This window comes from Bifidobacterium asteroides, assembly GCF_003202695.1.
Taxonomy (GTDB): Bacteria; Actinomycetota; Actinomycetes; order Actinomycetales; family Bifidobacteriaceae; genus Bombiscardovia; species Bombiscardovia asteroides_G.
Genome location: NZ_QGLL01000009.1, coordinates 132,089 through 154,254 on the forward strand (window position 1 = coordinate 132,089; position 22,166 = coordinate 154,254).

General features: G+C 62.8%; 18 protein-coding genes and 1 tRNA gene. 3 read left to right on the forward strand and 16 right to left on the reverse strand.

Annotation, left to right across the window (positions count from 1 at the left end; translation table 11 throughout):
* Positions 1–47: 47 nt before the first annotated feature.
* The 4 genes from rpmA to dapE all read right to left on the reverse strand — a co-directional run bounded on the left by rpmA (position 48) and on the right by dapE (position 4,910).
* On the reverse strand, positions 48–299 hold the full coding sequence (gene rpmA, locus DKK75_RS06740; RefSeq protein ID WP_110452664.1) for a 50S ribosomal protein L27: 252 nt from the start codon (positions 297–299) through the stop codon (positions 48–50).
* A 32-nt stretch (positions 300–331) separates the two neighbouring features.
* Positions 332–640 (reverse strand): 50S ribosomal protein L21, encoded by a 309-nt coding sequence (gene rplU, locus DKK75_RS06745; RefSeq protein WP_015022458.1) that lies wholly within the window; start codon positions 638–640, stop codon positions 332–334.
* Positions 641–795: 155 nt separating this feature from the next.
* On the reverse strand, positions 796–3,444 hold the full coding sequence (locus DKK75_RS06750) for an Rne/Rng family ribonuclease (RefSeq protein WP_110452665.1): 2,649 nt from the start codon (positions 3,442–3,444) through the stop codon (positions 796–798).
* Between the two features lie 236 nt (positions 3,445–3,680).
* Positions 3,681–4,910, reverse strand: coding sequence for a succinyl-diaminopimelate desuccinylase (gene dapE / locus DKK75_RS06755; protein WP_110452666.1), 1,230 nt, complete (start codon positions 4,908–4,910; stop codon positions 3,681–3,683).
* A 144-nt stretch (positions 4,911–5,054) separates the two neighbouring features.
* Here dapE and DKK75_RS06760 point away from each other — a divergent pair, with 144 nt between their 5' ends.
* Positions 5,055–5,999 (forward strand): AEC family transporter, encoded by a 945-nt coding sequence (locus tag DKK75_RS06760; protein ID WP_110452823.1) that lies wholly within the window; start codon positions 5,055–5,057, stop codon positions 5,997–5,999.
* A 39-nt stretch (positions 6,000–6,038) separates the two neighbouring features.
* Here the strand turns inward: DKK75_RS06760 and DKK75_RS06765 are convergent, their stop codons facing one another.
* The 8 genes from DKK75_RS06765 to DKK75_RS06800 all read right to left on the reverse strand — a co-directional run bounded on the left by DKK75_RS06765 (position 6,039) and on the right by DKK75_RS06800 (position 15,887).
* Positions 6,039–7,403 (reverse strand): Maf family nucleotide pyrophosphatase, encoded by a 1,365-nt coding sequence (locus tag DKK75_RS06765; RefSeq protein ID WP_110452667.1) that lies wholly within the window; start codon positions 7,401–7,403, stop codon positions 6,039–6,041.
* A complete protein-coding gene (gene thrB, locus DKK75_RS06770) occupies positions 7,393–8,445 on the reverse strand; it encodes a homoserine kinase (RefSeq protein ID WP_110452668.1) in 1,053 nt (350 codons plus the stop codon). Before thrB ends, DKK75_RS06765 begins: the two co-directional genes overlap by 11 nt.
* Positions 8,445–9,785, reverse strand: a complete 1,341-nt coding sequence (locus DKK75_RS06775) for a homoserine dehydrogenase (RefSeq protein WP_110452669.1) — start codon at positions 9,783–9,785, stop codon at positions 8,445–8,447. The genes thrB and DKK75_RS06775 overlap by 1 nt, the downstream gene beginning before the upstream one ends.
* 110 nt (positions 9,786–9,895) lie before the next feature.
* Positions 9,896–11,467, reverse strand: coding sequence for a diaminopimelate decarboxylase family protein (locus tag DKK75_RS06780; protein WP_110452670.1), 1,572 nt, complete (start codon positions 11,465–11,467; stop codon positions 9,896–9,898).
* 26 nt (positions 11,468–11,493) lie between these two features.
* A complete protein-coding gene (argS, locus tag DKK75_RS06785; protein WP_110452671.1) occupies positions 11,494–13,251 on the reverse strand; it encodes an arginine--tRNA ligase in 1,758 nt (585 codons plus the stop codon).
* A gap of 43 nt (positions 13,252–13,294) precedes the next feature.
* Positions 13,295–13,684, reverse strand: coding sequence for a Rid family detoxifying hydrolase (locus DKK75_RS06790; protein ID WP_110452672.1), 390 nt, complete (start codon positions 13,682–13,684; stop codon positions 13,295–13,297).
* 103 nt (positions 13,685–13,787) lie between these two features.
* On the reverse strand, positions 13,788–15,542 hold the full coding sequence (gene spxB / locus DKK75_RS06795; protein ID WP_110452673.1) for a pyruvate oxidase: 1,755 nt from the start codon (positions 15,540–15,542) through the stop codon (positions 13,788–13,790).
* A gap of 269 nt (positions 15,543–15,811) precedes the next feature.
* A tRNA-Arg gene (locus DKK75_RS06800) sits at positions 15,812–15,887 on the reverse strand.
* 364 nt (positions 15,888–16,251) lie between these two features.
* Here DKK75_RS06800 and DKK75_RS06805 point away from each other — a divergent pair.
* Positions 16,252–16,881 (forward strand): hypothetical protein, encoded by a 630-nt coding sequence (locus DKK75_RS06805; protein WP_181414514.1) that lies wholly within the window; start codon positions 16,252–16,254, stop codon positions 16,879–16,881.
* Positions 16,882–16,910: 29 nt separating this feature from the next.
* Here DKK75_RS06805 and DKK75_RS06810 read toward each other — a convergent pair whose 3' ends face one another.
* The 3 genes from DKK75_RS06810 to DKK75_RS06820 form a co-directional block, all read right to left on the reverse strand.
* A complete protein-coding gene (locus DKK75_RS06810) occupies positions 16,911–17,876 on the reverse strand; it encodes a tetratricopeptide repeat protein (RefSeq protein ID WP_110452675.1) in 966 nt (321 codons plus the stop codon).
* Between the two features lie 117 nt (positions 17,877–17,993).
* Entirely contained in the window at positions 17,994–19,025 is a 1,032-nt protein-coding gene (locus DKK75_RS06815) for a hypothetical protein (protein WP_110452676.1), read from the reverse strand.
* Positions 19,022–20,089 carry a hypothetical protein gene (locus DKK75_RS06820; RefSeq protein ID WP_146208631.1) on the reverse strand — a complete coding sequence of 356 codons (1,068 nt, stop codon included), beginning with the start codon at positions 20,087–20,089 and terminating at the stop codon, positions 19,022–19,024. The genes DKK75_RS06815 and DKK75_RS06820 overlap by 4 nt, the downstream gene beginning before the upstream one ends.
* 82 nt (positions 20,090–20,171) lie before the next feature.
* Between DKK75_RS06820 and DKK75_RS06825 the strand changes: the two genes are divergently transcribed.
* Positions 20,172–21,107, forward strand: a complete 936-nt coding sequence (locus tag DKK75_RS06825) for an FKBP-type peptidyl-prolyl cis-trans isomerase (RefSeq protein WP_181414497.1) — start codon at positions 20,172–20,174, stop codon at positions 21,105–21,107.
* Between the two features lie 92 nt (positions 21,108–21,199).
* Here the strand turns inward: DKK75_RS06825 and DKK75_RS06830 are convergent, their stop codons facing one another.
* The gene (locus DKK75_RS06830; protein WP_110452678.1) at positions 21,200–22,111 is read right to left on the reverse strand and encodes a cysteine ABC transporter substrate-binding protein; all 912 of its coding nucleotides are present in this window, start codon (positions 22,109–22,111) and stop codon (positions 21,200–21,202) included.
* Between the last annotated feature and the right edge of the window lie 55 nt (positions 22,112–22,166).

Consider the following 22,166-nt stretch of genomic DNA (forward strand, 5'->3'; position numbering starts at 1 on the left):
CCATCCCATGGCAGGGATGGCCTTCGACTGATGCCAATAAAAGGCAATCAGGCGGTAAGCACGTCAACGACCTTGCGGTCACGCCGGCTGGCGAACCGAACCGTTCCGTCCGTCAGAGCGAAGAGGGTGTGGTCCTTGCCCAGACCGACGTTCTGTCCGGGATGGAACTTGGTGCCACGCTGGCGAACGATGATGTTGCCAGCCACCACGGCCTCGCCACCGAACTTCTTGACGCCCAGGTACTGTGCATTCGAATCGCGCCCGTTGCGTGAACTGGACGCGCCCTTCTTATGTGCCATGTCTGGTTCCTTTCCTACCTCGGCCTAGGCCCTCAGGCGATGGCCGTGATCCTGACCACGGTCTGCTTCTGGCGGTGGCCCTTGCGGCGCGCCACACCGGTTTTGTTCTTGAACTTCTGGATGTTGATCTTGGGGCCCTTGGCCTCGTCGTCCACGACCTCGCCCTTGACGGAGATCTTGGCCAGATCCTTGGCGGCCATGGTCACCTTGGATCCATCGACGACCAGCGCGACCGGAAACTCGACCGACTCGCCCTTCCTGGCAGCCAGACGGTTGACCGTGATCTGGTCACCGACTTCGACCTTCTCCTGATGGCCTCCGGCCTTCACAATCGCGTACATAGCCCTACCTTGCCTGTTGTCCAAAGCTGTATGCGCCCGGCATTCGAATCCCGCCATGCGATTGACGGACCCGTCCAGACACCAGCTAACCAGTATAGAAGCAAACACACCGCGTCGTCAAATGTGCCCGCCCCGTCGACAAAACGAAATTTAGTTTATGACTCCTTGACGACATCCGCCGTCTCAGCCTGGGCATCGTCCTCGTCCGACGCCGCCTGGGCCGCCGCAGCGATCCTGGCCAGCTTGGCCTTGACCGCAGGTGTCGAGCCGGTGGACAAGGTCTCCTTGGATGAGGAGCCATGCCCATGCTTGTTGGTCTTGACGAAGGGGTCGCCGCCCTTGACCGCATATGGGTCGGCATAGGAGGCGGAGATGGTCGGCTTGTCGTGGAGGATGAAGCCTCGACCATGACAGGTGGGGCACTCCTCGGAGAAGGCCTCGACCAGACCCTGGCCCACCCGCTTGCGGGTCATCTGCACCAGGCCCAGAGATGTGACCTCGGCCACCTGATGCTTCGTGCGGTCCCGGGCCAGACACTCGACCAAGCGGCGCAGGACCAGATCGCGATTGGCCGGCATGACCATATCCACATAATCGATCATGATCATGCCGCCGATGTCGCGCAGACGCAGCTGCCGGGCGATCTCCTCGGAAGCCTCCAGATTGCAGCGGGTCACCGTCTCCTCCAAGGACTTGCCCTTGCCGATGAAGCGTCCCGTGTTCACGTCGATGGTGGTCATGGCCTCGGTGCGGTCGATGACCAGGGAGCCGCCGGAGGGCAGGTAGACCTGACGCTCCATGCCCTTGCGCAGCTGGCTGTCGATGCTCCAGCGGTCGAAGACGTCCTTGCCCTGATGCTCGGCAGGATCCCAGTGCTCAAGCTTCTCCTCCAGATCGGGGGCCATGGTCTCCAGATAATTGCGGACCCTCTCATAGACCCCCTGGCCCTGGACCACCAGCTTGGCGAAGTCGTCATTGAAAATGTCACGGACCACGCGGATGGCCACGTCCGGCTCGCCCTGCAGGAGCTTAGGACGCTTCCCGCGCAGGAACTCCTTGTGCTTGTCCTCGATCCTGCTCCACTGGCGCTGCAGGTTCTCCAGGTCCTTGGTCAGAGCCTCCTCGCTGGCTCCCTCGGCCGCGGTGCGGATGATGACGCCCATATCCTTGGGAGCCACCCTGGAGACGATGCTCTTGAGGCGGGAACGCTCACGGTCGGGCAGCTTGCGGCTGACGCCGGTCATCCCGCCCGAGGGCACCAGGACGAGGAAGCGGCCGGCCAGCGTAACCTGCGAGGTCAGCCGGGCGCCCTTGTGGCCGATGGGATCCTTGGTGACCTGAACCAGCACGGGGTCGCCGGACTTGAAGGCCAGCTCGATCCGCCTGGGCTGCCCCTCCAGACGGGTGGAATCCCAGTTGACCTCGCCAGCGTAGAGCACGCCGTTGCGGGCCTGGCCGATATCCACAAAGGCGGCCTCCATGCTGGGCAGGACGTTCTGGACCCGGCCCAGATAGATATTGCCGACAGTGGAGACCTCCTGGATATCGGAGACGTAGTGCTCGACCAGGATGTCGTCCTCAATGACCGAGATCTGAGTGTGGTGTTCCTTCTCACGCACCACCATCAGGCGGTTGACGTTCTCACGGCGGGCCAGGAAGTCCTGTTCGACCAGCTGGGACTGACGGGAGCGCTCGCGGCGATTGTCCCGCCTACGCTGCTTCTTGGCCTCCAGGCGGGTGGAGCCCTCCACGTCGGTGATCTCGTCAATATATTGCTGCTTGCGTGAGCGGCGGCTGCCAGACTCCTCTGACTCGCCCTCAGCGGACTTGGAACCCCTGCGACGGCGACGACGACGGGTCAGCGGGGCCTCGTCCTCCTCATCCTTGTCTTTTTCCTGCTCGTGCCCGCGACGGCGACGACGACTGGAAGCGGACTTCTCGGACTCCTCATCATCGCTCTTCGAACGGCGACGACGGCGGGTGCGGGTCCCGGACTCCTGCTGATCCTCGTCTGCTACGAAGGTGATGCCCTCGTGATCCAGATCCTCCTCGATGCGCTCCACCTCGTCGGCGGCTCTGCGCTCCTCTGCATTGAGCCTGCGGGAACGGCGCGAACCGCCCTCCGAAGCGTTCCTGGATTTGCTCCGGCGGGAGGGCTTGGGTGATGGCTCGACATCCTCATCCTCATCATCGCGCTCATCATGCTCAGGTCGGGAAACGGGTATGACGGGCTCCTGGAAGAGCAGCGATGTCATAGGGCGGGGACGGGAGGCGTGGGCTGCGCGCGGACGCTCAACCTGCTCCTCATCCTTTCGACCGGACCCCTGACCGCGAACCGCAGTCAAAGACTCCACGGCTTCAAGAGCCCTCTCCTGACGATCCTGGTCAGGTTCGCCCTCCTGGGCATGCTCTTCAGTCCGTCGATGAGCGGCGGTTCGGGTGCGGCGGCGGGCGGCGGTCCTGGTTGGCTTGGACTCGCCCTCATCCTCCTGGACGTCCTGGCCGGAGTGGTCCTGCAAGTTCTGATCAGCCGACTGATCCTCCTTGGGCTTGCGGGCGCGACGACGACGGGTGGCAGAGGGCTTCGACTCGTCCTCCTCCTTGGCCTTGCGGGAGGTCTTGCGCTTCTCGGCTTCGACCTTCACAGGCACATCGGCACCAGCAGCGCCGGCCACCCTGACCACACGCCGTCCAGTGCGGCGTCGGGCGCCGGGACCAGGGGCCCCCTCGACCTGCCGCTCCTGCCCGCCGCTGATGGCGGACCTGCTATCCTTGGCATCCTCATTATTCGTTTTTTCGGGCACAATGCTCCTTGCGGCACGCCGCCTCGTGCCGCTCTCACGGTTCCGATCCGTCCTCACGCTGCACTCTCACTGCAGCCGCGCACCTGCGTACGCCCGATCGAAACGCCTTGGCAAAAAGTCTTCCTGACGCAGGCGGACACCGACGCCCGCACGGATTATTGGGTCTCCGTCCAGGGGGATCAACGCCTACGCTGCAAGTGGTCAGGCAGAACCACCGTCCTCTAGTATGGCACAGATCAGCAGCGGTCAGGTCCATTGAGCCAGTTGACCAGTATTGCTTCCAACCGGACCAGGTCATCCAGGGGCACCTGCTCATCGGCCTTGTGGGCCAGCAGAGGGTTCCCTGCGCCCAGGTTGACAGCTGGTAGGCCGAGGGCTGAAAATCGCGCCACATCAGTCCACCCCAGCTTGGCGCGAGGCTGCTGGCCTGTGGTCTGAGCAACCAAGTGCGCCAGCGAACGAGCCCAAGGCGAATCCAGACCCGGACGAGCCGCGGGCGATTCGTCGCACATGCGCACCGAAAATCCCTTGAAGACCCCACCCCGGGCCACATGCTCGCCATTGCCCAGCTCGGCGCCCGTACCCTGGCCCATCATCAGCTCCTTGGCCTGGGACAGGCTCTTGTCAGGGGCGAATCGGTAATTGACGTGCACCCGGCAGCGGTCAGGAATGACGTTGGTGCCCAGACCTCCCTCGATCATGGTGGCGTTGAGCCCCTCCCGATAGTCCAGACCGTCCACCCGCACGGTAGCTGGGCGGTACTGCTCCAGTCGATTTAGAATAGGCGCCGCCGCGTGGATGGCGTTGCTGCCCATCCAGGCCCGGGCGGAGTGGGCCGTCGTGCCGTGGGTGATCAGATCGAAGCGCATGGTTCCGTTGCAGCCGGCCTCGATGGCGCAGTCGGTGGGCTCGCCGATGATGGCGAAGTCCCCCCGAACCCAGTCGGGATGGGCGGTCACCACTCGGCCCAGCCCGTTCAGATCGGCCTGGACCTCCTCATGGTCGTAGAAGACGAAGGTCAAGTCATAGACCGGCTTCCGCAAAGTGAGCGCCAGGTGGAGGAAGACGGCATCCGAGGCCTTCATGTCGGCGGTGCCCCTGCCATGCAGCACCCGGGAACCGGGGTGGGCGGCGGCTAGGTCGGCGCGGATGGCCGGGTCGCCGGGTTCCAGCCAGCGCGGGGGCAGGTTCCCATCAACCGGCACAGTGTCCAGATGACCAGCAAGGACGACGCGGTGGGGACGACCCAGCTGAGTGGAGGCCACGACCGTGTCGCCCAGCCGTCGGACCACGAGGTCAGCGCGTGAGGATAGGGCCTTTTGAACGGCATCGGCCAAGGCGGTCTCCTGACCGCTGACCGAGAGCATAGAGGTCATGGACTCAAGCATCCTTGCCAGGGCCTGGGCTGGTTCAACCCCTTGGATGCCAGCGAGAAGATCGATATCCGTCTGCGTGTTCTTGACCATAGTGCCATGCTAGCGGGCCAAGGGGGCACGGATGGACCTGTAGCCCCATGAGCAAGGCCCAGGTGGCACAATGGGGGCGACGGAAGCGGCGGCACTCGGCTTGGAAGGCAGCCGTCCACCATGCGAGATGAGGAGGATGCCGGAGTGACTGGACTGCTCAGTGCCATGGAGGGATTTTTCATCATCGGCGTGGTCATCGCCGTGGGCTATGTGGCCGCCCGCTTCCATGTAGGCGGTCCCACGGCCCAGCTGGTGCTCAACAAATACTCCTTTTTTGTGTCAACGCCCTGCCTGATGTTCGCCATCCTTTCCAAGCAGAAGCTGTCAGTCATCTTCCACCCCAGCATCATTGTGGCCTTCCTGTCGGCGGCGGCCGTAGGCCTGCTCTTCGTAGCTATGAACGCCGTCAGCTTCCATCTGCCTGCTGCCGAAGCCACCATCGGCGCTCTCGACTCTCTCTATTTGAACTCCAATAACATCGGGCTGCCCGTGGCCGCATACATTCTGGGCGACCCCACTCTGGTGGCACCTATCCTGGTCATGCAGCAGGCCCTGTTCACCCCCATCGGATTGACCGTCCTGGACGCGACCACCAGTGGCAGGCTCTCGGTCAGAACCATTCTCAAACAGCCCCTGAAGCAACCCATTCTCATCGGCTCCCTGGGCGGCATAGTGATTTCGGCCATCAGCGCCCAGACCGGCCATTTCGTCATTCCCGACTTCGTCTACAAACCCATCGACATGATCGGGCAGTCTGCTGTGCCCATGATCCTCATGGCCTTCGGCATGTCCCTGCGGGGTTCGCAACCCATGAGCCAGGGCACCAACCGTCGAGCCACCCTATGCACCGTGATCCTGAAGAATCTGATCATGCCCATAATCGCCTATCTGCTGGCCCGGTTCATGATGGGCTTCAGCGGAGCGGAGCTGTACGGGTGCGTGGTTCTGGCCGCTCTGCCTACCGGTCAGAACGTCTACAACTACGCGGCCCGTTACGAGGTGGGAACCACCTTCGCCAGGGACAGCATACTGCTGAGCACGATCAGCTCGCCTGTGGTCATCGCCCTGGTCGCTGTGCTTCTGAGCTGATGGGCGCGGTCAGGCCTCGAGCTTCTGCATAGGTCTTGTTCAGGCAGACTTCCGACGCCCTTCGGCCGCGAGAGCCTCCAAACGTTGCCGAAAATGCGGCCAGTCCTGGCCGAAGGCCTTCAGAAGGGGCAGATCCGCGACCTTGTTCATATCCACCCATTCCAAGGCGATGCTCTCATCGTCATTCATGTGCGGATCGACATGGTGGCCGGGACGCTCGAAGGCCAGGATGGTCGTGTAGCCCCAGGGACCATGGTCCTCCAGGTAGGAGCCCACAACCTGAATGTCCTCAGGGCGAATGTTGGCCTCCTCATAGCTCTCGCGCAGACCGCCCTCCAGGGGGTTCTCCCCGTCGGAGATGGCGCCGCCCGGCACACCCCAGGTGCCCCCCTCGGCGCTCCAGCGTGCCCGGTGCTGCAGAAGCACGCTGACCGGTGCGCCCGTGCGGGCATCGCGCCGAGCCAGCAAGACGCCTGCAGCCCCGTTGAGTCCCCAATGTCGTTTGCCGCAGGCGCAGTCCACCCACCCGTCGCCAGGCTGATGAACGTTCTCCTCGGGGGCGACCAATCCTTCAGGACCCTGCAGCGATCCGTCAACGCGTCGCCTCTCAGGCAGAACCCGTTCGGCCCATAGGTCAGCCCAGGACACGCCCAGCTCCTGGGCCAGGGCACGCAGGGTGGGCATGCTCAATCCCATCACCCCGCTGGGATCGCCCTCGATGCTCTGAATGAAGGCGCTGCCCAACCCCTCCAAGGTGAAGGCCCCGGCCACCTCCAAGGGTTCTCCGGTGGCTACATAGGCCTGCATGGATGATTGATCGTAGTCCCCGAAGGTCACTTGAGCGCTGCTGACCGCTCGGACCCGACGGCCAGTGGCCAAATCGATCAGACAGTGGCCTGTGACCAAGGTGCCGGTCCGGCCGCGTATGGACATCAGCCGCTCCATAGCACGCTCCGGCTTGTGAGGCTTGCCCATGACAGCCCCGTCCACGCAGAACAGAGAGTCGCATCCCAGCAGAAGGGGCCCGCGCCCGGCGCCGATCATCCCGCCCCAGGTCCCGATGACCTGGCTCATGGGATCCCGGGTTGATGCACTCGAATCGTCCTGGCTCAAAGGCTTGAACGTGACCAGATCGCCCCGAGAGCGCCTTTCGGCATCCTTGACAGCGTCCATGGTCGCTTGTACAGACGATGCCTTGGCTTCGGCCAAGACACTGACGCGTTCGCGCGCATCCAGATCCTCCAGATGACAACCCAGTTTACGGGCCTGTTCAGCCAGCACAGCCGGTTCATTCACCCTGGAGGGTCGAATGATGGGGTCGATGCCCGCCTGGGAAAGAAGCCTATGTCTGGATGGAGAGGATGAGGCCAGGATAAGCGGGATATGCCTGTCTTCAGTGTTCACGATTGCCTTCCTGGTCCCGGTCCACCTGGACCCCCTTGCGATCCACGTCCAGCGACAGAATCCGCCAGCGGCCGGAATCCAGATAGTCCTTGGCGAGGGCCCGCAGCTCCTTTTCGGCATCCCCGTAGTGCAGGACGATAATGCAGGGGCCGGCTCCTGAGACGGCCGCAGCGTAACCGTGACGGCGCAGGAGCTGCAGAAGCTTGGTGGAGGAGGGCATGAGTCCGGCCCGGTATGGCTGATGGAGCCGATCCTGAGTTGCCACGAAGAGCCGGGCATTGGCCCCGGCAGCCTGCTCAGTCGCCTCGACCCCCTGGTCATCCAGTGACCCGGGGTTCAGAGCACCGGGAATCAGGGCTGCCCGTGACAGATTATGAACGGCATCCGCGTAAGGCACCCGGCCCGGCAGAGCCTGCCGGGCCTTCTGCGTGGACAGGTGAGCGCCTGGAACGAAGACCGTTGCTCTGATGGCCGGATCCACCTTGTAGCGCAGGGTGTGGTAGCCGCCCTCCAAGGGCACGCCTCCGGCTATGGGCAGGGAGCCCACCCCCTCGTCGGTAGCCAGATCGTAGGAGACGGTCAGCCCCCCGTAGACGGCAGGCGCCACATTATCCGGATGTCCCTCAATCTGGGCGGCCAGTGCGAAGACGGCATCGCGGCGCAGGGGACCGGCATGTGCGAAGGCTGCAGCCGCCGCGATCCCGGCCACTATGGCCTCGGCGCTGGAACCCAGCCCCCTGGCCTGGGGTATGCGGTTGACGGCGCGCATGATGAACCCGAACCTCGGCAGTCCAAAGACCTGGCAGGCCCGCCTGAAAGTGGAGACGACCAGATGGGTCTCATCTCGAGGCAGGGTTCGTTCCCCCTCGCCCTTGATGACGACATAGGCGCTGGTGTCGCCCGGGTCCACGGAACGGGTGAAGACGATCTCGTCATGGTAGTCCAGCGCCAGGCCGACCGCATCGAAACCTGAACCAAGGTTGGCGCTGGTGGCTGGCACATGCACCCGAACAGTTGCCGGACCCTCTGTCACAGCGGCCATTATTGAGCCTGCCGATCAAAGACGCGCAGGATGGAAGCCTGCCCAGTGACCGAGTCGAAGGTGGAGATCCGCTCAACCACCTGGCGAAGAGCCACCTCATCGCACAGGTGGGTGACCACGCGCAGCTGCTGGATCTCGCCGCTGTAGCCCGGGTCATGCAGGGTGGGCTTAATGTCCTGGTTGACTCCGTTGATGGAAATGCCTGCCTCGGAAAAGACCTGGGCGATGGCCGCCAGCACGCCAGGCTTGTCGTGGATCAGGAAGCGGACGGCGAAGGCGGCCCGGGATGAATCCAGAGGAGCCATGGGGATGTTGGCGTACATGGGGATCCCCGGCCCCATGCCATGCTGGACAATGTGGCGGGCTTCGGTGACCACATCACCTACAACGGCTGATGCGGTGGGCGCTCCGCCTGCACCCCGGCCATAGAACATGAGGTCGTCGGCGGCCTTGGCAGTGACGAAGACAGCATTGAAGCTGCCATGGACCGAGGCCAGAGGGTGGCTGTCCGGGATCAGCGCCGGGTAGACCCTGGCGGAGATGCCCTGTTCGCCGCATTCAGCCACGGCCAGAAGCTTGATGACACGATGCTCGGTTCGCGCAGCCGCGATATCGTCGGCGGTGATGGCGCGGATTCCCTCCACTGGCACATCGTCCAGCCGCACATCGGTGTGGAATGCCAGCGTAGCCATGATGGCGGCCTTGGCGGCTGCGTCCAGCCCGTCCACATCGGCAGTCGGATCCGCCTCAGCAAAGCCCTTGTCCTGGGCATCGCGCAGAGCCTGGTCGAATTGAAGACCCTTGGTGGTCATCTCATCCAGAATGTAGTTGGTAGTCCCGTTGACGATGCCCACCAGACTGGTGATGCCGTCGCCCACCAAGGACTCCCGCAGAGGCCGCACGATGGGGATAGCCCCGCCCACGGCCGCCTCGAAGTAGATGTCGACGCCCCGCTCTTCAGCAGCGCGGTAGAGCTCTGGGCCGTGCTGGGCCAGAAGGGCCTTGTTGGCGGTAACTACGCTGGCGCCGGACTCGATGGCCTTGAGCAGCAGGGTGCGGGCTGGCTCGATGCCGCCAATCAGCTCGATGACGATGTCCGCCCGGGTGACCAGATCGGCCGAGTCGGTAGTCAGCAAGGACGGATCGATCCAATCATCCTTGGCCTTGTCAGGATTGAGGACGGCGATGCCCACCAACTCCAGGGGGCGGCCCACTCGACTGGCCAGATCCCGGCTCTGCTCCACCAGGAGGCGGGCGGTCTGAGAGCCCACGGTCCCGGCCCCCAGAAGCGCTATGCGTATGGGCCTGACGGCCTCCTGCTGCTGCATATTCTTGGGCATATGGATCCTCCATCCGCCCCAACGGGGCCGGTCACCGGGTGTTGCTTCATCTTAGAGAGCCAATTCGACACCCGCATTGACCCCATGAGCTGGTTCCACCGGAGCGCTGCTCATCCCTGATCCAAGGCCAGCAGGTCGTCAATGGTCTGTCGCCGCAGCATCAGATGGGCGCCGGACTGGTCCAGACCGACCACAGGAGGGATCAGGGCCTGGTTATAGTTGCTGGCCATGGTCCGTCCGTAGGCACCGGTCACCGGCACCAAAAGCAGGTCACCTCGGCGGATGTCCGCAGGCAGAAGCACCTTCTGCACCAGAATATCCCCCGATTCACAGTGCTTGCCCACCACACGGCCCTGAATCCTGTCCGCGCTGCCGTGCCGGTTGGCCAGAACAGCCGTGTATTCGGCCCCGTAGAGGGCCGGACGGATGTTGTCGCTCATGCCGCCATCAACCGAAACGTAGGTGCGCACGCTTCCGTCAGACAGGAAGACTGGCTTGACGGTGCCCACCCGATACAGGCTCATGCCGCAGGGAGCCACGATCCAGCGGCCGGGCTCGAAGGCGATGACTGGCATTGGCATGCCCAGTCGACGGTTGACGGCTGTCATGTCGACCCCCAGACTGGTCAGGGTCTGATCCAGATCCATCCGATCCTCATTCGGAGTGTAGGGCACGGAAAAACCGCCGCCCAGATCCACCTCGGGCATCAAATATCCGTCGGTGGCCCAGAAGGTGTGCCTCAGCAGCATCATGCGTCGGGCGGCCTCGATGAAGGCCGAGGAATCATGGATCTGGGAGCCGATATGGGTATGGATGCCTACCAGTTCCAGTTCCTGCTCATGGGAGCGAATCTCCTCGAGCAGGGCGATAGCCGGTCCGTCGGCTAGAGCGGACATGGCTTTGATTCGGGCAGGATCAGCTGGTTCGTCGGATCTGTTGGCAGTCGAATACAGGGCCGAAGAGAACGGTGATACCACGGAATCGCCAGGAGCAGAGGACCGATCTTTCTTCGCGGCCGCCGAAGCATCTGCCCCGGCCTGTCCAGAGGCTCCAGGCTCAGGGCCAAGGTCCAGCAGGCCCACATCGGTGCCCTGGGACAGCAGGGGGATGCCGAACTTCTGATCCTCATGGGCAGTCGAGATGTACTCGTGTCCGCCGGCATGCACGCCTACAGTCACCCGGAGCATGACCCTGGCACGACGCCCCTGCGCCCTTGCAGCAGCGGCGATTCGGGCAGGCTCATCAGGCGCATCGACGACGATGGCCCTATAGCCCTCCCTGACAGCCAGATCGATCTCCTGGTCGGACTTGTTGTTGCCGTGCAGAACCAGACGACGGCCAGGGGCGCCGGCAGCCTGGGCGATCAGCATCTCGCCCAGGGAACAGGTGTCGATATCCAGCCCTTCGCGCAGCATGATCCGCACGGTCTCCTTGCTGAGAAAGGCCTTGCCGGCATAGCTGACCCTGGTGGTCGCACCACCCAGGTCTCGCAGAGCAGCTTGGCGGAAGGCCGAGGCCCGTTCCGCCATCATCGCCGTATCCATCAGATACAAGGGGGTGCCGTAACGCTTGGCCAGGTCCTCCATTGAGCACCCATGCATGGTCAGCATGCCCTGGCTGTCCCGCTGCAGAGCGCCAGGCCAGAACCCGTCGGACCCTAGCCCACACATCCGTGTTTCCATCAACGACCTCCCGGCGACTCTGAGGATTACATACGGTCCGGGGCCTGGACGCCCAGCAGTTCCAGGCCGTTGGCGATGACCTGCTGCACAGCGTCATTGAGACGCAGACGCGCCGCCGCACGGGCTGGCTGTGGATTCCTGTCCTCGTCCTGGTCCAGATCCGCTCGGCCGGTCGGCTCCATGGGCACCACGCGCTCCAGGTTGTACCAGCGGTGATAGACCCCGGCCAGCTGCTCCAGGTAGTGGGCCACCCGGTGTGGGGCCTTCTGGTCGCCGGCAGTCTGAACCACATTGGGGTAGAGGGCCAGAACGCCCAGAATATCGTTGTCAGCAGCAGTGTCCAGCAGGGACAGATCAGCTCCGGAACGGTCGATACCTGCCTGGGCTGCGTTTCGATCCACGTTTTTAGAACGGGCGTGCGCGTACTGCACGTAGTAGACGGGATTGTCGTTGGTATGCGAGGCCAGCAGGTCCAGGTCGATGTCCACGCTCTGGTTGTAGTCGGTGCGGGCCAGGGAGTACCGGGCAGCGTCCACGCCTACGGCATCCACCAGATCGTCAATGGTGACCACGTTGCCTGCCCGCTTGCTCATGCGCACGGCCTGGCCATCCTTGATGACATTGACCAGCTGGCCGATCAGGATCTGCATGTTCACCCCGGGAGTATCCCCGAAGGCCGCACAGATGGCCATCATCCGGCCGATGTAGCCGTGATGGTCGGCGCCCAGCATATAGATGGCCTCGTCGCAGGGGTCCTTGGCCCTGCGTCTCTTGTTCAGGTAGTAGGCGATGTCTGCCGCCACGTAGGCTGCGTGACCGTCGGATTTGATGATCACCCGGTCCTTGTCGTCGCCGTAGGTGGTGGAGCGGAACCAGGTAGCCCCGTCCTTCTCGAAGATGTCGCCCTTGGCCCGCAGCTCCTCAATGGCCCGGTCCACCTGGCCGGACTCATACAGACTGTTCTCATGGAACCAGACATCGAAATTGACCCGGAAGTCACGCATGGACTGCTGAATCTCGGCGAACATCATGGGCACGGCCCGGGTGCGGAAGGCCTCGCGCTGGGGACTGTCACCCTCGGCGCCGTCCTCGTCGCGCACCCTGGGCATGGCCAGGATATCCTGCCCCTCGTCGGCGGCTTCCTTGACCACCCGCGAGGCGATCTCATCAATATAGGAGCCCTTGTAGCCGTCAGCGGGCACGGGCTCGCCGTGCGCCGCCGCTACCAGCGAGCGGGAGAAGCGGTCAATCTGCGTGCCATGATCATTGAAGTAGTACTCCCTGACCACCTTGGCGCCGTTGGCCTCCAGGACACGGGCCATGGAGTCGCCCACGGCCGCCCAGCGCGTGCCGCCGATATGGATGGGGCCCGTGGGATTGGCCGAGACGAATTCCAGATTGAGCGTGCGCCCGCTCAGGTGATCGTTGCTTCCGAAAGAGGATCCCGCTTTCAGGACGGCATCGACAACGGCAGCCGCCGAGGCCGAGTCCAAGGCGATATTGATGAAGCCAGGACCTGCCACATCCACCTGCGCGATCCCATCGACCTTTCGCAGAGCCTCAGCCAAGGTCTGGCCCAGCTCGGCAGGCCTCATACCGGCCTTCTTGGCCAGCTGCATGGCGATGTTGGTGGACCAGTCCCCGTGTGAACGGTCCTTGGGACGCATGACCGCCAGATGGTCGGCATCAGGAACCATGCCGGGCTCCAGGCTTCCCAGGTGGCCTGACTGGGCCATCTGAACAGCGGTCGAAGAGATGATACGGGCAAGTGCTTCAGGACTCATGCCCTCAAGTCTAGCGACGGCGGGGACCAGCAACCGGCCTGTCTCAGGCCAGTGCCACAACCTCAATCTCGACCAGAGCCCCCTTGGGGATGTCCGCACCGCCAAAAGCCACGCGGGCCGGCCGCACAGAGCCAATGAAAACCTGGGAGTAGGCCTGATCTACCTGGGTGAAATCCTCCACCCGCCGCATAAGAATAGTGGCCTTGACCACCTTCTCCATACCGGTTCCAGCTGCATCCAGAATGTTCTTGATGTTCTTCAGGGCCTGAGTGGCCTGGTCAGCCGCAGTGCCATCCACAAGATCGCCAGTATCCGGGTCTATGCCCAGCTGTCCGGAGACGAAGACAAAGCCCCCGGCCTTCACGGCCTGGCTGTAGGCCCCCAAGGCCTGGGGCGCATATGGCGTGCCGATCTCTTCCGGTCCATCTTCCATGGGTTCGTCCTTTCCTCAGGTCCGCCGCACCCACGCCGGGCCGAAGCCCCGGGCGGACACCGTCCACTATAGGAGTGTCCGTCCGGCATAAGCGGTACCAGTCTCAGCCCTTGCTAGCCTCCTGGCCCATCCAGTAGGCTAGCGAGCGCAGATCGCCGGCCTCGTAGGTCTTGACGAAGTTCTTGACCTGGTCCGGATCCGAGCAGGTCTCCGGGAACCGCATGTAGCGAGTATCCAGAGGACTGGCTCCTGTCAGCTTGATGTCAATGACCGAAGACCTGTCGGCCTTGCGGGCCTCGGAGAAGGCGTGGCGAGCATCGGCCACCGTGCGCACGGTGAAGCCCAAGGCACCCATGCCCTCGCCGATCTTGGCCCAGTCAGTGTCGGGCAGGTCCACTCCGCTCAGAGGCTGATGGCTGTCATCGCGCTGCTCGGCCTCGATGTAGCCCAGGGAGCGGTTGGAGAAGACCACGTTGATGACTGGGGCATGGTACTTGAGCTGTGCCATCACCTCCTCGCCGAGCATGGCGAATCCGCCGTCTCCGCTCAGGGAGTAGACGGTCGATTCCGGATGCTCCAGCTTGGCGGCCAATGCGGCCGGCACGGCGTAGCCCATGGTGGCATGCTTGCCAGAAACGGTCCAGCGGTTGGTAGGCTTCAGATGCAGCAGACGCAGGAAATCGATATCCACATTGCCCACGTCTGGAATAACGATGTCATTGTCCTCAAGCTGCTGATCGATGATGTGGTAGACGGGCTCGGGCCTCAGAGGCGTGCGAGTGTCCTCGGCGAAGGAGGCCAGCCACTGATCCCAGTTCTCCTTGCTGCGCAGGCAGGCCCTGTAGAAGACGGACTCCTCCTGGTCCTGACCAGCGGCGGTTATCGCCTTGAGGGTCTCGCGGGCATCGGCCTGGATGGCCAAGACCACATTGGCCTGGAAGCGCTTGCCCAGCTTGACCGGATCCAGATCGATCTGAATGACCTTGGTGTTGGGAGTGACGAACATGGACCCGAAGGGGTTGTCCGAACCCACCCAGACTGTCAGATCCGAAGTATAGATGGCCTCCGTGGCGGTCTTGGTGGCTACACGTCCGGCCGACTGCAGGTAGGCAGGATAGGTGTCCTCCACGATCCCCTTGGCCGGGAAAGTGGAGACCATGGGCATCTTGAAGCGCTGGGACATGGCGACCAGCTCATCGCGGGCTCCGGCAGCGCCCTGGCCGAAGTACAGCAGCGGCGCTTTGGCGGACTGAATGATCTCCACTGCCTTGCTCACCTGGTCAGCCGCAGGCTTCAGAGGCTCCGGCTTGCGGAAGTTGGCCGCAGATGCCACTGGGCGGTCGTCAATCTCGGCCCAGGCCAGGTCCTTGGGAATAATGACCACGGAGACCCCATGGTTGGCGTAGGCCCGGCGAATGGCCTCGTCCACCAGGGCCGGCAGCCCTTGGGCATTAGTGGCGGCCCGGGCGAATACGGCCACATCGGTAAAGATTGGCACCTCGTCCATGGCCTGGAAGAAGTCGATGTTCATAAAGGCCTGGGGCACCTCGCCCACCAGAGCCAGCACCGGCACGCCGTCCTCACGAGCATCGTAGAGGCCGTTGAGCAGGTGGACCGCCCCGGGGCCCGACGAGCCGAAGCATACACCGATCCGGCCGGTCAGCTTGGCCTCTCCGGCGGCAGCCAGGGCTCCGGCCTCCTCATGACGGACCTGGATGAAGTCGATGCGCTCGCGCTCGTTGTGGATGGCATTCATCATGGAGTCGAAGGAGCCGCCGGGCAGACCGTAGATGCGCGGCACCCCCCACTGCTCCAGGACGTGAAGGACGGCATCTCCTGCATTGATTCGATTGGCCATGTGATCTCCTTTGCTTCACCGCGGAAAGGAGGCTCCGCCACAACACGGAAACGTCTGTCCTCCCCGACGTTCGGTCTTACCCTTTCACTATGGCACCTGAAAACGAGGATACAAGCGGGCCAGGGGCCATATTCCTCAAAAGCTTAGTGATTCACCACACATATGGCGCACGCATTTGATTATTCACCTGACTTGATGAGTGGCATTGCGAAAGGGAAAATCATCTCAAAGAAACCCCCTACGTGCTTGGTGCTCACAGAGGTTTGTTTTGGTGGGCTCGAAGGGATTCGAACCCTCGACCTTCTGTTCCGGAGACAGACGCTCTATCCGCTGAGCTACGAACCCGACAGCCACTTTCCAGTGGACAACAGAAACCATACTAGGACACTTTGCGCATTTTCGCACCCATGCGCGTCCTGACGTGTTGGCCTAGCTCCTGCCATTTTCGGCGTGTTACCGTAAAATTGCGCGTACCTGATAGGTATTGTGATGGCAAGGCCTCGTGTCACCGCCCCGGTTGCGCCATTGCATCCTCATGCGGTGGCACGAAGCCGCCAACATTCCCGGATGATCTTCTCTCGGGATAATTCACACAGTAGTTCCTTCACCCGGCCATCACAAGCGACCTTCACATACTTGGACTCTAAGGTGTGCTTTGGACAGTGAATGGTGGCCGCGCCCGGCCTACCGTACCATGGGATACATGGCCATTGATGAGGACGAGGACGATTTCGAATTCGAGCGCAGATTCTTTTGCCGAAACCTTCCTCGGGAGCTGCTCGGGGAGAGCCGGCCGACCCTGATCGTGCAGAGCTACTACGTTCATGAGGACAACTTCGCCCTTAGGGTGCGTCTGCAGGGCCAGGTGAACCCGGTGGTGCCCATGACGGCCCGAACCGATGCCCTGCACACTCTGCTTGAGGAAGGCGATCATTTCGATGCCGCCTCCATGACAGCCAAGGGTCCCTCCGTCGGCGGCACCCGCTATGAGGCCGAACGGGCCATCGATCCGGGAATCGCCCTGGAACTGATCCTGCGCGGCGGCATTCCCATCGTCAAGAACCGATATGGAGTCTGGCTGGACGAGGACTGGTGGAACCTGGATGTCTTCGGGGACGGCAACGCTCCCCTGGTGGTGGCGGAAGTGGAGCGGACCGGGCCAGTGACTGACCTGACCATCCCTGATTTCTGCGCCACGGAGATCACGGACGACGCTCGATTTTCCAACGACGGGCTGGCCGACCACCCCTTTGGCGAATGGGCGGCAGACTTCGACCAGGAACTCAAAGCCGAAGGGCCGCGCTTCCTGACCAACTTTGACGGGAACCGCGAGTCCTGACTCAGAAACCGGCCAACGTCGGCAACTGATCAGTACAACAACGTGGACAGACGGCGACGGGCCTTGGCCAGCCGAGGATCCGTCGGTTCAGGAATGACGAAGTACTCCAGCAGACGACGGCGGATAGGATCGGTCTGATCCCGGTGCCCGGCCAGAAAGTCCAACAGGCGATCAAGAGCATCCTGGATCTGGCCGCCGATCATGTCCACGTCAGCCACATCCAACTGGGCCTGCAGATCGTCAGGAGCATCGGCAGCCGCCTGACGGACCTTGCGGACATCGGCTTGGGCTGAACGGGCCATCAGCAGGCACTTGGCCTGTTCACGCTTGGCCAGATCGTCAGTCGAATCAGCCTGGACCACTTTGCCGTAAGCCTCGGCTGCAGCTGCGTAGTCGCCCTCTTGGGCCAGTCGGTGGGCCTCCTGATGGGCAGGTGGAACAGCATCAGCCGCTGCCTGGCCAGCCTGGTCGTCCTCCTGCGGATCGTTGGTCTCCTGGTAGGGGGCGCTCCCAGTGATGCCGGCCTTCTGCGCCATCTGGACCACCTGGGGAATGAGCTGCTCGGTGATCTGGTTCAACTCCTCATCGGTGGGCAGCCCCTGCAGGATTGGCATGGGCCGGCCGGCCAGCAGGGCAAACAGGGCCGGAGCTCCCTGCACCTGGAAGGTCTGGGCGATCTGCGGATAAGATGCAATGTCGATGCGGGAGAGCTGAATGCGCCCCTCCTGACCGTTGACGGCTTGGGCCAAACGGGTAGCCAGGGGGAAGAGTCGGTCGTCGGTGGGCACCCAAAGCAGGATCAGAATAGGGAAGGTGGCTGAGGTCTGGACCATAGCCTGGAAGCTGGATTCTGTGGTATCGATCACATAGCCGCCTGCAGCGGGCGCACCGCCCTGCTGGCCTGGCTCGGCATCGACCTGGTGTTTGAGCGCGCCCAGGTCGACCGCTCCTGCCAGAGAGAGGCCCGGCTGTCCCTGCCCGTCCTTGTTCGCCATGTCAGTCCTCCTTAACCATGCGGTTGCCGACTGCAGCTTCGGCCCGCTCTGGATTGCATACTCCTGGAAGCCAATCTAGTCCGAGGCGCGGGCGTTCACCTAGCGCAATCCCGCCACTCAGACTGCTTCCACCTTGATGGGCTCACGCTCGGCACCCACAGCCCTGATGGGCTCATGCGAGTCTGCCGAAGGCACGTAGAGGGCGATCACGTTGACATAGGTGACCTTCATGGTGCTGGTGGGCTTGCCCTGCCCGAATAGGGCCGTCTCGGCATCCGAGGCCGGCGAGGACTCACGGCCTTCACCCGCCTGCCGAGTCCAGACAGAATCGATGCGAGCCACGATCAGGTCTCCCCCATCGGAAGAGTGCATGACCCGCAGTTGCCCCTGTGCCGGAGCGAAGGTCTGCGACTGACTGCCCTTGTTGGCCTCGATTCCCTGCTGAACCACCTGAGTCAGCGTGCCAAGAGAAGTGCGGAAGTCATCCTGGGCGAACTCCTTGGCATACTTGCTGCTCTGGGGGTTCTGTAAAAGGTCGGCATAGCGGCGCACGGCCTCCACTGGCGTAGCCTTGAGCCCCTGATCGTCGCCCTGTCCCATCCTGGCGCCGATGGTGGCCACCGGGAACTTAGGCAACTGAGCTCCTTGGAAGAGTCGGGCCACCCCCCAGAGCTTGTAATTCTCATGGGCGGACTCCTGGTCCAGAACCAAGAGGCGCTTGGACTGCTGATCCTGTGTTGTGGTGGTAATCGAGAAAACCGAGCGCGGCCAGCCTGGATCACCGGGGATGACCGTCTGAGCGATGGTGGCAGGAATGGTCGTCTTGGGGTCCAGCTGCCCTGTGGCCTGAGCGATGGTCAGCTCGCTGGTGCGTATCTCCAGCTGAGGGCCGCTGACTCGCTGGGCCAGCCCGGCTGGGTCCTTGGACGCGTTCGCCTGATCCAGAACTGCCCCGATGCTCTTACGGATACGGGCCTCCTGGGCCGGAGTCAGGTTGGGCGCAGGAGCGGTGGTCGCGGTGCTCTGAAGCTCGGCTTGGCGGGCCTGGGGAACCTGCCCTTCGCAGCCGGACAACCCGGGCAGAAGGGCAAGAGACAAGGCCAGCGCCGCTGCAACCCCCACCCTGTTCATCTGCTTGTTCCCGCTCATCGGTCTTCCTCCTCCTCGTGAGCCAACCTGGCCAAGTAGGAAGCCATCTCCTGGTCGCTGATGACCGCAGTGGATGACGCATCGTCGGCTCCCCGATCGCCGCTGACAGTGCGGCCGCCGCCATTCTCCTGGCGATCGGCGACCAGGTTCCTGTTGCGCGGATCGATCACCGTCGGCGACTTGAGCGGGGATTCCGGATCTCCCTGCCGCTCTTGGCCACGAGCGTGACGCCGACCTGAAGCTGAGTAGCGCCACTGCCCCAGATTAGGCAGAATGGCCTTGCGCAGCGCCTGGGCCACACTGATCTCGGGAGATTCCTTAGCCTCCTGTTCAGGTTCGGCCTGCTTGCGGCGTTTGGCCGGATCCATGGCGAATACCGTGGCCGAAAGAACGGCCAGCAGGGCCAGCAGCCCACCGGCGAAGTAGAAAGGCATGGCGAAGTTGGGCAGCTTGTCCCGCTGCCAGAGCATCTCCAGCCCCAGGGAATGACCCTGAGGAGCCTCCACCAGCAGAACGGCCTGCGGATCGTCGGTTTTCAGGGACATGGACACGCCGCTCTCTTCACAGGTGACCCGTTTCCACATATCAGAATCCTTAAACGCCACGCCCTGATCATTTTTGACGGCCTTGCCAGGGCTGGTGTCCTTGCCGACGGACAGGGTCTGCCAATTATCCAGACCGCGCACCCGAGCCACGCCATGTCCGGCCGTCCAGCCAGATGCATCCTTTGCCGTAGTCAGAGCCATGCAGACGGTGGGCTTCTGTGATTTGCCATCCGCGGACCCGGAATTCCCGGTCGGCACCGCATCCACACGCATGGTCACTCTGCTGTCCACCAGGGGAAGCACACCTGGATCGGTCACTGCATAGGCGGCGTTCGTGCGCGCATGCGCATCTACATGAGCCGAAGGCTTCCAGACCGTGGCGTTGAGAATGCCCAGCACAATGGACGCTACAGCCAGCAGGCCGAAGATGGGGGTGACGATGCCGCGCATGATGGTGCTATGGCGCGAAGGCTTGTCAGGCCGCGTCATCTCATAGGTTCCTTCGGGTACTTGCTTCATAGTATCGACATTCTACCTTCGGCTCCCTAATATCTGGTTGCTAGCACAGGGAAATCACCCATAAGCCCTAAACTGGTCTTCTATGAGCATCATCGCAAGGAAATCAGGCAGCAAACGTCTGCTGGGCATCATGACCGCTCTGGCTCTATGTCTTGGGCTGTCGGCCTGCGGCGGGAGATCTGACGGGGGCGGCCACTCGGGCGACACCATGCAGGGCGTATCAGCCAAAGGCAAACTTGGCAGCAAGCCCGACATCAGCTTCAAGACCCCCTTCAAGGTCAAGAACCAGACCCATCAAGTCATCCAGGAGGGCGACGGCGAAGTCATCCGCGACGGGGACCGCGTATGTGCAAGAAGCCTGGCCTTGGATGCCAAGACTGGCAAGGTGATCAACTCCACCTGGGACAAGAGCAGCCCGGAGTGCTCCATTGTCATCAGCAGGAAATCTATCCCGGCATTCTATGACACCTTCAAGGGCCTCAAGGTCAACTCCACCGTGGCCGTAGGCATCGAAGAGTCAGGCTCCGGCAGCAGCCAGGCAACCGACTCCTATATCATGGCCCTGACCTTCGTCTCCCGGTCCAGGAACCTGACCCGCGCCCAGGGCCAGAAGGTGACCAACCTGCCGAGCGACCTGCCCAAGATCAGTCTGGACGACAAGGGCAAGCCCTCCCTGGATCTCAACAGCTACCAACCCAAGGGAGGGCTGGTGGTCCAGCCCCTGATCAAGGGCAGCGGAGCCAAGGTCGGCCAGCATCAGAGCGTCAGCGCCAACTACACCGGCTGGCTGGCTTCCGACGGCAAGCAGTTCGACTCCTCCTGGGACCGGGGTCAGGCCAGCGACTTCAGTCTGGACCAAGTGATCAAAGGCTGGCAGCAAGGTCTGGCCGGCCAGACGGTGGGCTCCCAGGTCCTTCTGGTCATTCCGCCCGACCTGGGTTATGGCAGCCAGAAGCAGCAGAGCATCCCGGCCAATTCGACCCTGATCTTCGTGGTCGACATCCTGGCCGCCTACTGACCAGTCAATCCACTAACTCAGACAGACAGGGCCCGCTCCCATCCAGTCGCATTCGGATGGGAGCGGGCCCTGTCATAAACCAGACGGCCAGGTCAGTCCTTGCCGCCCTCGACCACAATCTCGTCGGGGTTGGCTGCGCTGCCGTAGACCGGCTCAAGGGTCTTGCGGTAATCCTCATGGAAGAACCGCTCCTGGCCCAGTTTCTCCAGCTCCTTATTGATGTAGTCCAGCAAGGGCTTATTCCCCTTGCGCACAGCCGGAGCGATGACCGCCTCGTCCCCAAGCTTGGTGATGCCGACCGAGAAGCCCTTGTTGGCCTTGGCCCAGGCCAGCACCTCGGTGTTGTCGGTGCTCATGGCATCGCCGCGATGGTCCAGCAGGGCGTTGTAGGCATCGGCGTACTGGTCGTACTTCTGCAGCTTGACTTCCGGATAGTGCTGCTCGAAATAGGGCTCAGCCGTAGTCCCCTTGGCGATGATCAGAGTCTTGCCATTCAGCTCCTTCACGTCTTTGATCGGCGCCGAATCCGGGGAGACCACGCCCAGGTAGACCTTCATATAGGGCTTGGCGAAGTCCACCTTGCGAGCGCGATCATCAGTAACGGTGAAATTGGCCAGGACCACGTCCACCTTGTTGCTTGACAGCACATCCACGCGAGCGGCCGGGTCCACCGAAGTGTATTCGGGCTTGACGCCCAGGTCCTTGGCCAGTCGCTCGGCCAGGACCACATCGTAGCCCTGGTTCCTGCCGTCCTTGTCCACGTAGCCGAAGGGGGCCTTGTCGGTGAAGACCGCCACCCTGAGCTTGCCGGACTTAGTGATCTGCTCCGGAGTGCGTGCAGACCCGGATGCTGCTGTGGAGCCGGAGCTGCTGCCCGAACCGCTTCCAGCGTCACTGGGGGTGGCGGCCGAAGGGCCGCAGGCAGCCATGGAAGCCATCATCGCGATCGTCGCCCCTGCGGCCAGCGTCGCCCGTATCAATCGGTTCACTACCCTTGCGGTCATGATCCCTCTTTTCCTGTTCTTTTTCCTATGGCCGCCCCTGGGGCGGTTCCGGCGA